The organism is Rhizobium sp. GN54 (assembly GCF_021026345.1).
Classification (GTDB): Bacteria; Pseudomonadota; Alphaproteobacteria; order Rhizobiales; family Rhizobiaceae; genus Mycoplana.
In genome coordinates this window covers 1-12,833 of record NZ_JAJNCZ010000008.1, presented here as the reverse complement: position 1 = coordinate 12,833, position 12,833 = coordinate 1, and the positions used below count along the sequence as shown (strand labels likewise).

Sequence of the window (12,833 nt, the reverse complement as noted above, 5' to 3'; positions counted from 1 at the left end):
CGACCCAGATCGCGAAACACGTCCGCTGCTCGCGTCGCTGTGGACGCGCCGGATATCAACAGGGTGCTGCCGTAGTCAGGGCACGTCGAGCCCGCCCTTCAACACGAAGGTCACGGCAACTCCTATGACGGCTGTTCCGATGATCCAGATCAGTCGGCTGATGCCGCCGGTCAGCTTGTCGAGCTTCCCCTCAAGATCAGCAAACCGGCCAATCATGTTGGTGAATTGCTCGTCCCTGCGGGCGTGGAAAATGTCCATCTGCCGCTGCCAAGCCTCAAGCGCCGACATTCGGGCGTCTATCGAGATGAGCTTTTGCTCATTGGCAGCATTGCGGGCACGGAGATCCGCGGCGTCCATCATCTCATCCTCGGCCATTTAGTCCCCTGCCATTCCAATGTGTGTGTGTTTCGCGCCGTGCCTTTGACGCCCGCGATGCGCATTCTCATGCTATGCTTGCGTGCCAAGGCGCCCCAGGCGCCCCGGACGAGGGAGATTTCACCATGATCCATCGTCACCTCCCGAAGGGGAGTTACATCGATCCGGATGGTCTCTCGATGTTGGGAGAAGCCTTCGACGAGATATGCCGCCAACGGCAAATCGAAGCTGAGAGCGAGGCAGCATTCGCCTTGGCCAAGCAACTGCTCAGCCTATACAACGAGGGCATCCACGATCGCGCGAAGCTACTCGCAATGGCCGGGCATCCCGGTCAGGACTTGTTTGCCGGTGCGACGTAGGTCATCACCGCCGGCAGCAGCGTCGTGATGGCGTAGAGCGCGAGATAGCCGTACCAGGGCGTGCCTTCCGGCATGAACGGTAGGCCGATGGTTCCGGTAGCAGCGCCGCCGGCTGCTGCTGCGATGGCTTTCGAGAGTTTCTGCATGGTCATGCTCCTTTCTTGTGCCGTGCATAGGCAGCGGCCAGCTTCGAATCGTAGTTGTTGGCTGCGTATCCGGGGCCGTTGTAGCGAGAGGCAAAGCCGGCCCAGTCGCCCCGCTGGAGAGCTGCGAACATGGCGGGGTTGGCCTTGATGAAGCGGATCATGCCCTCAAGCTGGTTCGCCTCGGACAGGGCGAAGTCCTTCACCATGGCGACGGCGGTCGGATAGCTGCAGGCTTCGTGGTTGAAGCCCATGATCTGGCCGAGCCCCCACGACGTGGAGAGCGCCGCCACTTCCGCCCCGGCGATCTTGGTGCACAGGTCGATCCGCACGAACGACGTTGCCGGGTATGCGCCGGCCTTCCACTTGGCGTAGGCGAGCCCCTCGGCGGCGAGAGCGTCCCTCACCTTCCCGCTCGTCATCTTCCACGCGATGTGGGGCTCGTAGAGGCATTTGACCGCCCCAGAGGCGTAGAAGCCGGAGCCCGCCGCCTCGACCTCGTTCACAGCCCGTATCTTGGCTTCCTCGATGCCGTGAGAGGCCGCCAGACGCGCGAAGTCTGCGGCTGACAGCTTGGCGCCCGTTCCCATATAGAACGGCGCTCCTGAGTCCTGTGGCGCGTTTTCCTTCGCCCGCAGCCGTTCCCATGTCTTCGGGCCGGCAATGCCATCAGCCGTCAGCCCCTCGGAGATCTGGAACAGCCGCACCGCTGCCTTGGTCCGTGGCCCGGCAATCCCATCCGGCGTTCCGGGGTTGAACCCGAGCGCCAGCAAGCGCCGCTGGAGGTCCAGCACGTTTGTGGTCATGGTGATGTCCTTTGTTTGAGCCCGCGGTCGGGGCTACGCGCAACTGCGGGCACGTGGACCGGTGCTTGTGCTGGATGTATCTTCGATCGTAAGCGGGCGCGTCTTAATCAGGGTCTGTCGGCCGGCACGTCGGCAGATGAGATGCGCCGCGCGAGTATGAGAGCCCCGTGACCCCCGCGGGGCTCTTTCGCTGCCTACTCTGCATGACTTTTTCGTTCGGCTCGGGAACCTGGGTTGCATGACAGCGTTTAGTGACGTTGTCCCACGGAGGATGCCACGATGCATGACGGATTTGTGGAGTTCTCGGTCTTTGGAATTGCCGTTCTATTCGTACTTCTCGTGACCCTGTTAGTCTGATGGCGCAACGGCGGCGATATCGGACCAATCGACGACAGCGGCTCCACGGGCGACAAAGGGTGAGGTCGCGGCCTGGACGCTGGCTTTTGCTGAAAGTCGGCGCGTCTCGATCATCGCTGAGACGGCGGTCCATGCGCTGGCCTGCGCGAGGATTTCGCTTGCCTTCGCGACGCGCGTCATACCGAACGCGGCAGCCTCGGCTGTCATGTGTGGCGTCTGTTCGGGCGGCAGATCGGGGTTCGCCTGAAAGGCTTCGGCCTCGCGCCGCTTCTCCTGGTAGATCATATCCTGACCCGGTGCATCGGTGATGAACAGCAGCCGGACTTCCCCAGCGCTGCGATCGATGTCCGCCTGCAGTTCCGCCTTGAGCGTGGGGAGGTCATCACGAAGATCAAACCGCATCGGCAGCCTCGATCGTCAGGGTAAGCGGAATGAATGGGAACGGCGGCGTGAGCCTGAACACGTAAGTTCCGGGGATATCCGTCGTGAACGCGAAATCATCGCCATCCGTCACGGATGTCTCACCCTGGAAGGTTATCGCCGTACCGGCCGGCAGCGCGATCGTCACCTCGTCCTGCGCGTCCGCAGTAACGCTGTAGCTCGATGCGCAAGCCAGTTCCGGCCGAGGCGCGGGGGCGCCCTCGACCATATAGTGGGTCTCTCCGTCGACCGCTTCCGAATAAACGTAGTGATCGGGCCAGCCATCGAGTTGGTTGGCGACGCTGTCGGCAGGTGAGCACATTCCGCAGCACATGACCTCGCCCGTTTCAGGGTAGTAGATCGAATAGTTTGATTGGTTGGCATTCTGGACCATGCAGGGTCACCTCCGGAGGGCAGTCGCTTCGACGAAACGGTTGCGGAAGTTAAATTGAATTGTGTTGGTACGCGCTGTCTCGACGCGGATCTGGCAGTTGAAGGTGGTTGACGTGCGCCCGCTGGGGGGCGACCAGACCGAGTAAACCTGACAGTTGCCATAAGGTTGAATGCCGCTGAAGGTCTCAATAACGTTACCCGTATTCGAGTCCACCAGACGCATGCCCACAACTGGATAGTCTCCTTCGAGTTTCGGGATATCCGCGTCATGGGTGCAAATTCCCTTGATGAGGACCTTACCGGCTGTGTTGCCATGGGCCAGGGTCACTGAGCCGACACCCGACCAACTGTTATTGACCGATATGCCTGTTGTTGAGTTCGTGTAGGAGGTTGCGGCAACGGTGATCTGGTTATTGCCGATCTCTTCGTAGGTGATGTCGCCCAGCACCAGCTTGTCGGCGGAAATGACGCGGGCGGAGATCTTGGCGGCAGTGATGGCGCCTGCCGCAATTTTTGCGGCGGTGACCGAGTTGGTGGCGAGCTTGTCCGCGATGATCGCTCCATCCACGATGAGCTCGGAGTTCTTCTTTCGGCGCACCAGGATGTTGGTGACATACGCACTGCCGTCACCGGTGGTACCCGCATTTCGCCTCATCTCAATGCGGCGAATGCAAACGGCGCCAGCAGGCGCGGTGAATTCAGCGGTAGCAGTTTGCCAACTCACTCCGGTAATGTTGACGGTAACTCCACTGCCGCTAAGGAAGGCACCCTCTGCGTCACTGTAAATCATAGCCAGCGTAAACGAACCGGCGGGCGAGCCGCCGCTGCCGGCGTATTCGAAATGAACGTGAAACTTGTCACCCGGTGACAGTTGAATATTTGCCGCCGTGTACATGGCGTCGAGCGTGGTCGTAGGTGCATAAGCGGCAATGTAGGGCGAGCGTACGGGCGGTCGCGATGTGCCGGGCACCACAGCGATGCTGGGGGCCACGTTGGTCCAGCCGTTCAGGGTGCCATCACTGAAGAAACCGTTCGGCACGATGTTCTCAAAGTCCGTAAGCACGAGCTCACGGGCGGTGATAGAGTTCGCTACCATTTTGTCCGACGTGACTGAGTTCGCGGCGATCTTGTCGCCAACGACTGCGGCCGCCTGGATCTTGTCAGTGGTGACGGCTCCTGCATCAATCTTGATGGCTGTAATGGCACCAGCACTAATACTGTCGGCCACCACCGAATTGGCGGCCAGCTTACCCGCGATCACCGCACCTGCTGCGATTTTCACCGCCGTCACGGAGTTCGAGGCAAGCTCGGTCGCAGTGATGGTCCCAGCAACGATGTTTGCAGCCGTGACCGCATCGACCGCAATCTTACCGGCCGTGACCGAACCTGCCTGGAGGTTCCCAGCGGAGATAGCGAGCGCCGCAACTTTGCCTGCGATGACGGCACCGTCCACGATCAATTCAGCCGAGGCCATCTTGCGGAAGACGAAGTCGCTGAGGCGCAACCCGCCTGCGGTGCTGTCTGACGTGAGCGCAAGGGTAAGGCTGGTGACGCCCGCCGGGATGGTGTAGGTCGCCTCCCGTTTTACCCAAGTATTCTGAGCCGCATCCACATTGGAGTAGCTCAACGCGGCAAGATAGTTGCCGTCTTGATCGCCAATGCGAAGCTTTGCATTGCCGACGGAACCATCCCAAAGAGCGCTGCGGTTCATCATGAATGACAGGTAGTACTGCTCGCCCTCGTTAACGCCGATCTTTGCCGGATACGTAAAGGTTGTAAGACCCGTTGCCGGGGCGATAGTAAGCGCGTAGGGCTTGCCGTTGTACGTGGTGGTGGAGCTAAACCCGCCCCCTGCCCCGGAAACAGCCACCCAACCCGTCGTAGAAGGGTCCTCGCCGCCAGCCAGAGCATTCTCGAGGTTCGCAACAATTAGTTTCGAGACGGATACCGACTGAGCCGCGATCTTGTCGGCGACGACGGCGTTGGCCACAAGCTTCGGCGTCGTAATCGCGCCGTCCGCAATCTTCGTCTCAGTGACCGCGTTTGTTGCCAGCTTGGCCGCATCTACCGCGAGACCCGCAAGCTGAGCGTTCCCGACGGCCCCTGAGGCGATCTTCAGTTGGGTGATCGCGCCGACGGCGACCTTCGCCTCGGTCACGGCATTTTCAGCGAGCTTCAGCTCACTTACTGCACTATTCGCGATCTTGGCGCTGGTGACAGCGACATCAGCCAGCGCCGCCTCCACGACAGCTTCGTTGTCGATCAGTTCCGTCTTGATTGCGTCCAGCTTGATCTTGGCGTCAGAGATCGCGCGGTCGGCGATTTTGAGTTCGGTGACGGCCTCGTCCATCAGCTTGGCGGCAGTGATCGCGGCGTCTGCGATCTTCTGGGCCGTGATAGCGCCGTCGAGAATGTCCTCGGCGATGAACTGAACGTCGGGCGTCGTCACCGGCAGCCAGGTGCTCCAGGCGAACAGTTCGGTGTTGCTGTTCGTGATGAACTTGGCCCGGACTTCGTAGTCGTCATTCCCCACCAGCGAGAACGGGGCGATCAGCACCTGTCCGTCTTCAGGCTGGTCGAAGCGGCCGGCGAAGACCATCTCCTGATTGTCCTGCCGGCGCACCCGGAAGGCGATGGCGCGAACAGCGACATCGTCCGCGTCCCAGGGCCAGACGAGCAGGATTGCCGGCCGGCGGTCATTGCCGTTGGCATCCTTCACCGTGTCGGGAAACACGCCGAAGCCTGTCAGCACCTGTGGCTGCGGCTTGACGCGGCCGATGGGTCCGGTGCTGTCCGGCAGTTCGTAGTCGGTCGACCAGTCGTAGTCGCTGGGATCAAGCTCCGAGAAGGCGGCCGACTGATTGACGTTGTTCAGGTCATCGATGGCGCCAAGCTGGAAACGCTTGTTCTCGTAACCGTTGCGTGCCGACGTCCACGAGATGACATCCAGCGGCTCCAGCAGCTTGGCGGCCGGCGTGAACACGCCCTGATGCGACCGGAAACGACGGTTGGCCTCCAGTGCTGCGCGCATCAGCCGTTGCACCTGGCGCTTGTAGGGCACGGCCTCATAGGTGAGGTTGGCGATCAGCCGGCGGCCGTCGTCTTCGTCCTCGAGGTCAGAACGGTAGCGCGGCGGCGCATCCTTCGCGGCCCAGGCCTCCTCGGGCTCCGGATAGCTGGCGTGCGCGCCGTTGTAGGTCTTTTCCAGCCCGGGGAACGGAGTGAAGCTCTGCGGCTCCGACACGATGAGGTTTTCGTCGGTGAAGTAGTAGACCGGCATGCCGGGGTTACCGCAGACGGTCTTGTAGATGCCGCCGTTCTCCGCCGTCTTGCCGTTGCAGGCGCGGTCAAGCTTCTGGCAAAGCTCGATCGGTTCGAGGTCGCCTTTCACCTCATAGCCGCAGCGGAAGTTCTTTTCCGTGCCGCCGCCCTTCTTGTCCACCAGGCGGTCGCACTCGTTCATGGCGGCAAACCACGACGAGACGGGCAGCTGGAAGGCCCGCATGCCCTGGCCGCCATAGAACCACTCGCCACCGTAGTAGATGCCGCGCATCACGTTGTACTGGATGACCTTGGGATTGTCCGACCACTCATAGGTGCTGCGATCGCCCCAGCGATGGGAGCCACTGCCGCCAGCCGTCGTATCCTTGCGCGGATCGTAGACCTTGATACCCTCGATCACGAACACGCACCGCGGCGGGCCGGTGAGACGATCGCGGCGAAACTGCCCGGTGACAACCGCATAGGCGACGCCGCGGCCGATCATCTCAGCCTCCCACGGCCGCTCGTCATGGTCGCCGAACTCCTCGATCAGCAGCGGGTCGGCGTCCGTCTGTGTGCCGTCGTAGAACTTGATCCAGAGGGCGTTGTCCGAACCGTCGGCATACTCTTTGATCGGGAAGCCCCAATCGCCGTACGACGTGTCGTCATAGTCGATCGTGACCTTCTCGCCGTTGACGAACAGATCGACCAGCCCGTTCACCGGCAGGTCAGAGAGTGAGATGACCTGCGTCAGATATGCGTTCGGCGTCTTGCCGGATTTTCCCCAGGTGCCGACGTATTCCAGCTGCCCCTCCGTGGCGTACGTCCCCACGATGAAGGAAACCGGATTGTCGCCGCCGACCTGGATCTGTCCGCGAACGCCAACCGGCTCCGGGTCCTTCTGCATCGCCTTCGCCAGCAGGCTGGTACCGATCTTCAGCGCAAGGCCGAAAAGCGCCTGCCCGAACGCGCCGAGACTGCCGATCGTCGAGGCGATGGCAGTCACGAGCGCGGTGATCGGGTCGGCATGGGCAGCCGAAGGCGTCGCCAGGACGAACCAGGCGGCCAGAAGGAGGACCAGAAATTTCATGGAGAACCCGGAGCGTTACGCCGATAGCCGGCGGCGACGGAGGAAGGTCGATAGAGGCTTATTCGGTGGCCGGCTCGACAGGGCGAACCGGTTCCTTTACGGCGGAGTGGGAGTGATCGCCGTTGAAGACGACATCGCCCTCGTCGTCATAGACACGGACGCCCATGCCATCGACGACGCAGCGGGCGCCCTGGACGGTAAAGAGCAGCGCGCCGTCCTTGCGGATTTCGTAGGTCTTGTTTGCCATGGCAGTGGTCCTTTCGCTGTTGAGATTGTCACTCGGCGGTGTCGCCATCGACGCGCACGGCCGGCACCTTCTCGCCGGGCTCGTTGCCCATCATCGCGGCGACGAATTCGGGATCGTGCGGATTGAGGCGGTTGAGCGCTGCTGCGAGCTGCTGCGAGAGATGGTCGACAGCAGCCGCGAAGCGTTCGGCTTCGGCTTGCAGGAATGCGTTCTGAGACTTGAGGCTGCTGATGATGGCCTGAGACATGCTCGTTCCTTTCGAGGGGGAGAGACCGGCGCTACACGCGGAAGGCGCGGGTGGCCCGGAGAAGATCGACCAGCCCGAGGCCGAGGGCGCCCGGCTGGGTGACGTAGATGCGGGAACCCTGGACGATGCCGAGCCCCTGGCCGTCGTCGGCGTCGATGACGGCGATATCGCCCACCTGCGCCATGGAGGGATGGACTTCACTGAACAGCGAGGCGACGTAGTCGACCTGATTGTCGAACCCGAGCTTCTTCAGCTGCAGCATCCCGCCGCGCCGCGTGCGGTAGCGGCCGAGGACGTCGGCATAGAGGTTGACCCCGGTCATCGCCTCGACCGCGCCGGCAGCGAACAGCGTGCAGTCGAACTCGCCATAGGCAAAGGGTCGGCGGAAAGCGCCGTCGATATAGGCGGACAGGCAGGAATACCAATCGTCTTTGCGGGTCATCGCCATCGCCTCACCCCATCGACTCGCCTTCGCGCTCGCCCCACCAGTATTGCCACTGGCCGGCGACGGTGTTGTATTGCCGGAACTTGTCCGCCGACCGGCGCTTCTGCGTCTCGTGGGACTTTTTTGCCGGGTTCGTCCGGGTCAGCATGCGGCTGTGCGACACGCAATCGAGCTGGATACCGCCATTCTGATTGATGGCCGGCGTGTCGATCGGGGCGCCATTCACCCAGCCGACAAAGTCGACGATCGCATCGCCGACCAGCTTGCGGGTCTCCAGATCGAGATATCCCTCATGGATCTCGATCGGCGCATGGCGAACGTCGTAGCCGCGAACGGCCAGTTGCACCGCTTCGCTGATCTGGCTGAGACCGACCCGCACCGTGCGCACTTCCAGTTCCGGCGTCCGGGTGATGGTGCCAACAGCCAGCAGGGATCCGGCGGCATGATAGGTCCGGGTCACCGGCAGGCCGGAAACGCCGTCGATCACGGACACGTCGACGCTGTCCAGGCCGTTCCAGAACCCGACGTACTCGGCGGCCCCGGTGTCCCGGTTCCTGGCCTTGATCCATACGAAGTTGCGGGGGATTACGCCCTTGCCGGCGTTCAGATAGTTGCTGGTGTTCGAATCGACGGAGCGCACCATCAGATCACCTGCTGCGCCTGGAAGGACATGCCTTCGGTAATCATTCCGCGCGCCGTCCCCGGGTCGAAGGTGCCGGGAACGACCCTCATCCGCGCGACCGGGCTTGTGAAGTCGAGGGCGATCCCGGTGGCAACGCCCGGCCTGAAGTGGGGCCGGACCTCGACCCCGCTTGCGACACCCGCGCCGTTCGCGGTGACCGGCGAGACAATTCGATGGAGCGCGAGCCGTTGCGTGCCGGAACCGTATGGGAAGAAGAACATGTCTCCGCCCGAGAGCTTGTAGCCGGCCGGAAGGTCCGAGATCTCCAACGCCTTGTTGTTGCTGCTCAGCGACGAAATGATCGGCGTGGAGCCTGCGATCAGAGTTCCGTTCGGGTCGGCGCGGGGGTAGCGATTGCGCGGGTCGTAAAGGTTGAAGGCGTGAATTGAGCCATCAAGGCTCTCGATAAGCGCCTGCACCTCAGCCGCGTCATCATGGCTCATGCGGATAAGCGTGACATCGGCACGCCACAGGCGCGGCGCGAGATCGGCAACGAGGAAATCGCCGCCGCCAGTCATCGAGCTTTCCTGATACTCCTGCAGCCACCAGCGAACGGTCTGGATGCGGAGCTTGTTGGCGAACTCGGACGCATTAAGGGGGTGGCTTAAGGCCATAGCTTATGCTCCCCGCGCATACGGATCGTCGTTGTACCGCTTGATGTCATCCTGCACGCCATTCCGGCGGTACTCGCCAAGCCCCTGCTGGACGGTGCTGGTGCTTTCCTCGCGAGAGATTTTCCTGACATGCGCATCCAGCGTGCCATCCTTTTTCATGAAGACCTCCACGTCGACCTTGACCGAGCCGCCGCCGTTGCTGTTCGCCGCGGACGAGAGCAGGTGTTCGGTCTTGTGGTTGGGGACCACCTGCGACCCACGCGGCAGATTGACGAGCTCGCGGCCACGCTCGCCGACGATCGCCAGGCCACCAGGTGCCGATTGCGTTCCGTCGGCAAACAGACCGGGCAGCAGGCTTCCGGAAACGGCAGCCGCCCACTGCGTTCCTGCGCCGTTGGTCAGGTTGCCCGCGAGATTTCCAAGCCATGTCCCGAATCCGCCGCCGCTGACGCCCCCGCCCGGAGCCGCCGGAAAGAAGCTGGCGAGATTGCTTCCCAGCGCACCGAGACCAGACCCGAACTGGCCGAGCCCCTGCGTGGCGCCAGTCGACGACGTCGCAAGGGTCGCCAGCGCGTCCGAGGCTTCGGTTGCACGGCGCACCTGCAGATCCACGGCGTTGAACCACCCTTTACCCACGCCGCCGCTGTAGTTCCCGGACAGCATCTCAAGCTGGGACTGTCCGTTGAGCATCCGCGTCGCACCGGTCGCAAAGCCGACATGCCCGCCGGGCTGCGACGCAGAAAGGCCGTTCGTCTTGAGGAGCACATCACCACGCAGCACCTCGCTCGGGTCGATCTGGCTGCCCCAGTTCTGGAATGAGTTGGCAACCAGCGAACCACTGCCGTCGACCCCGATCTGCTGCAGCGAAGAGTTGACAAAAGCCGCACACCAGGCGGTGCGTGCCGCATCGATGTCGACGCCGCCCTGCTTCAGGAAGCTGTTGATCTGTGACGCGTTCGTGGACTCGTTCGATCCGAGGAGCGCACCGGCGAGATCGACGGCGCCCCCGGCGCTGGCGACGCTCGAATTTGCCGGGTTGAACATCCGTGTCGCGCCGGCAGCAGCGCTTGAGCCGCGCGACCCGAAGATCGAACCCACGACCGAGCCCGCAATGCCGCTACCGCCTGCGCCACTGCCGGCCGAGCCGTTGCCGAACAGCGCGTTGGTGATGGCATTGCCAACAGCCTCGAAAGCCTGGTCCGCCCACTTGTTCAACTGGTTCATGAGGGCGTTTTTCAGCGCATCGCCAAGCGCTTCGCCGATATCTCCGCCGTTGCTCTCCAGAGCGCTCTTGAAGTCGGAGAAGAACGAGTTGACAGCGTCCTTCGTCTCCTGGATGCGTGCGTTCTCGCGCATCATCTGCGCTTCTTGCGACTGCAGATCGACGGGAAGCCCGGCGCCGCGCAGCCTGCCGGCAATCAACTGGTCGCCGCTGGACCGGAACATCTGTTCGCGCTCGAACATCAAGTCCTGCTGCAGCTTCGCCTTCGCGGCAGCCTCGGCGGCAACGCGATAGTCCTCGGCAAGCCCCTTGATCTCTTCGCGTTGCTGCGCGGTGATCTCGCGACCCTTGTCCTGCGCCTTCTGCAAGAGATCGAGTTCAAACCGCAGCGCCTGCGCCGCAATGCCTGCCTGTCCCGAAACGTCGGCCTCAAGCCGCATCTGCGCCACGCGGTCGTTGGCGGTCTTGATCAGATCGCGATAGGCGTTCGCGGCGCGCTGTGCCTCGCTCTCGGCCTTCCTGTCCGGATCGCCGGCAAGCGGAGACGGCTTGCGCTCCGGAACAGGCACGCCGACCGTGACGCCGTCCGAGTTCGTGATCGTTGCAGGATCGGGATCGCGGTCGAGTTCGTAGAGCGGCCGGCGCTCCGGGACCGGCGTGGAGCCACGAGGACGGAAGGCATCGCTTTGGTAGGTGCGCCCGTCCTCGGAGAAGGTCGAGCCCGCAAGGATGTCCTGAACGGTGGAGCCACCAGCAGTCGCAGCGATCCACTCGTCGCGCGCCTTCTGGGCTGCCTCAAAGCTTCGATAGAACGCAGACGTGACATCGTCGACGCCGGTGCTGAAGTCCTTGAGCGCCTGAAGTCCGAACTTGGCGATGGCATCGTCGAGCGTGTTCCTGGCCCTGTCGAAGTCGGTAACCGTCGCTGTGCCGGCAGCGACGCGCTCCCTCAGATCGTCCCAGGCATAGCCCAGCGCACGCACGGTGTCGTCTGAGCCCGGTCGCGCCCGCAGCGCGGAGAAGGCCGAGACGGCCTTGTCGCGCAGTGCATCGAGCTTGGGTGACATTTCCTCCAGGATCTTGGTGGCGAGCACCCCGCCGGCCTCGCGACCCTGGTTCAGCTTGTCGGCGCGATCGAGTTCATCCACATAGGCCTTGAGCGCAGGCGTTGCGTCACCCCAGAGCTTGGCAGCATTGCGGATGATGTCGTTCTGCTCCTTGAGAAGCTTGTTCGCCTTCTCGCTGGCGCTCTCCGCGGTCATGAAATACTGGATCAGCGCGGCGCTGCCTGCCACAAGACCGATCGTGATGAGTGAGAGCGGGCTTATGACCGAGGCGAAGGCGGCGGCCAGAGCCGAGCCTGCGCTCTGCCCGCTCGCCTTCATCTGCTCGAACACCATCGATAGCTGCGTGCCCTGCTGCAGGGCGATTTGCAGCGGCGCCATGCCCATGGCAGCGGTGACGCCAATGTCCTGAAACTGCGCAGCGATGTTGGCAGTCTGGAAGCTCCCGGGGTTCATGTTTGCCGGCCGCTGACCGAGTGCGCCATTCTGGTTCGCAGGCGTGATCTTCTGCTGCGCCGCCAACCGGGTATTGGCCTGCTCGACAGCGCGGGCAAGGTCCAACTGGCCGCGCTGTGCGATCTGCGCAGCATCAGCCATCAGCCCGTATCGCTTATAGATGCCGTCGAGGATGACGGTCGCCTGCGTCATCTCGATCTTGCCGAGCTCGACACCACGCGTCAGCTGGTTGATGGCGGCATTGAAGCGCTGCGCGGAGGCGAAGCCGTCCACATACTGCCGCGACAGCCGCGCAAGCACGTTGCCGGTCTGGCTGACCTTCTGGTCGGTTTCCGTGAACTGAAAGACGACCTCTTTGCCAGACGCGGCCATGGCCTTGTCGGCGGCAACCTTGCGGGCAGCGCCGGCGGTATAGCCGCTCTCATCCATGCCGGCGACGACGCGAAGACTGCGAACCTCAGTGACCATTACCGCTTCGCCTCATCTTGCTTTTTCTGGCGCTCGTCGGCATCGGCCTTCTCCTCCTGGAGTGTGTTTCGGCATGGAATAAGGACCCCGCACATGGGGTGATCGGCGTCCAAACGGGACCCCCATCTGCGATGGGGTTACAACAGCCTCCGGTTTCATCGGAGGCTTTTTATTTGGATGCTTG

13 protein-coding genes are annotated in these 12,833 nt (G+C 62.7%); 1 reads left to right on the top strand and 12 read right to left on the bottom strand.

Annotation, left to right across the window (positions count from 1 at the left end):
- Positions 1 to 75: 75 nt before the first annotated feature.
- The gene (locus LQK81_RS19250; protein WP_230808004.1) at positions 76 to 375 is read right to left on the bottom strand and encodes a hypothetical protein; all 300 of its coding nucleotides are present in this window, start codon (positions 373 to 375) and stop codon (positions 76 to 78) included.
- A gap of 125 nt (positions 376 to 500) precedes the next feature.
- On the opposite strand from LQK81_RS19250, the gene LQK81_RS19245 reads away from it, so the two are divergent.
- Positions 501 to 734 carry a hypothetical protein gene (locus tag LQK81_RS19245; protein WP_230808003.1) on the top strand — a complete coding sequence of 78 codons (234 nt, stop codon included), beginning with the start codon at positions 501 to 503 and terminating at the stop codon, positions 732 to 734.
- Here the strand turns inward: LQK81_RS19245 and LQK81_RS19240 are convergent.
- From LQK81_RS19240 to LQK81_RS19190, 11 genes are all read right to left on the bottom strand, one after another.
- A complete protein-coding gene (locus LQK81_RS19240; RefSeq protein WP_230808002.1) occupies positions 707 to 886 on the bottom strand; it encodes a hypothetical protein in 180 nt (59 codons plus the stop codon). The two genes, LQK81_RS19245 and LQK81_RS19240, sit on opposite strands and share 28 nt — an antisense overlap.
- Positions 883 to 1,683: an N-acetylmuramidase domain-containing protein gene (locus LQK81_RS19235; RefSeq protein WP_230808001.1), complete on the bottom strand. Its 801-nt coding sequence runs from the start codon at positions 1,681 to 1,683 to the stop codon at positions 883 to 885. Before LQK81_RS19235 ends, LQK81_RS19240 begins: the two co-directional genes overlap by 4 nt.
- A gap of 348 nt (positions 1,684 to 2,031) precedes the next feature.
- Positions 2,032 to 2,442: a hypothetical protein gene (locus LQK81_RS19230; protein ID WP_230808000.1), complete on the bottom strand. Its 411-nt coding sequence runs from the start codon at positions 2,440 to 2,442 to the stop codon at positions 2,032 to 2,034.
- Entirely contained in the window at positions 2,432 to 2,854 is a 423-nt protein-coding gene (locus tag LQK81_RS19225; protein ID WP_230807999.1) for a hypothetical protein, read from the bottom strand. The genes LQK81_RS19230 and LQK81_RS19225 overlap by 11 nt, the downstream gene beginning before the upstream one ends.
- A 6-nt stretch (positions 2,855 to 2,860) precedes the next feature.
- On the bottom strand, positions 2,861 to 7,204 hold the full coding sequence (locus LQK81_RS19220) for a phage tail protein (protein WP_230807998.1): 4,344 nt from the start codon (positions 7,202 to 7,204) through the stop codon (positions 2,861 to 2,863).
- 58 nt (positions 7,205 to 7,262) lie between these two features.
- Positions 7,263 to 7,451, bottom strand: a complete 189-nt coding sequence (locus LQK81_RS19215) for a hypothetical protein (protein WP_230807997.1) — start codon at positions 7,449 to 7,451, stop codon at positions 7,263 to 7,265.
- Positions 7,452 to 7,479: 28 nt separating this feature from the next.
- Entirely contained in the window at positions 7,480 to 7,698 is a 219-nt protein-coding gene (locus LQK81_RS19210) for a hypothetical protein (RefSeq protein WP_230807996.1), read from the bottom strand.
- Positions 7,699 to 7,729: 31 nt separating this feature from the next.
- On the bottom strand, positions 7,730 to 8,140 hold the full coding sequence (locus tag LQK81_RS19205) for a DUF6950 family protein (RefSeq protein ID WP_230807995.1): 411 nt from the start codon (positions 8,138 to 8,140) through the stop codon (positions 7,730 to 7,732).
- A gap of 10 nt (positions 8,141 to 8,150) precedes the next feature.
- Complete coding sequence (locus tag LQK81_RS19200) at positions 8,151 to 8,786, bottom strand: hypothetical protein (RefSeq protein ID WP_230807994.1); 636 nt, start codon at positions 8,784 to 8,786, stop codon at positions 8,151 to 8,153.
- Complete coding sequence (locus LQK81_RS19195) at positions 8,786 to 9,439, bottom strand: hypothetical protein (RefSeq protein WP_230807993.1); 654 nt, start codon at positions 9,437 to 9,439, stop codon at positions 8,786 to 8,788. Before LQK81_RS19195 ends, LQK81_RS19200 begins: the two co-directional genes overlap by 1 nt.
- Before the next feature lie 3 nt (positions 9,440 to 9,442).
- Positions 9,443 to 12,454 (bottom strand): phage tail length tape measure family protein, encoded by a 3,012-nt coding sequence (locus tag LQK81_RS19190; RefSeq protein ID WP_230807992.1) that lies wholly within the window; start codon positions 12,452 to 12,454, stop codon positions 9,443 to 9,445.
- Positions 12,455 to 12,833: the final 379 nt, after the last annotated feature.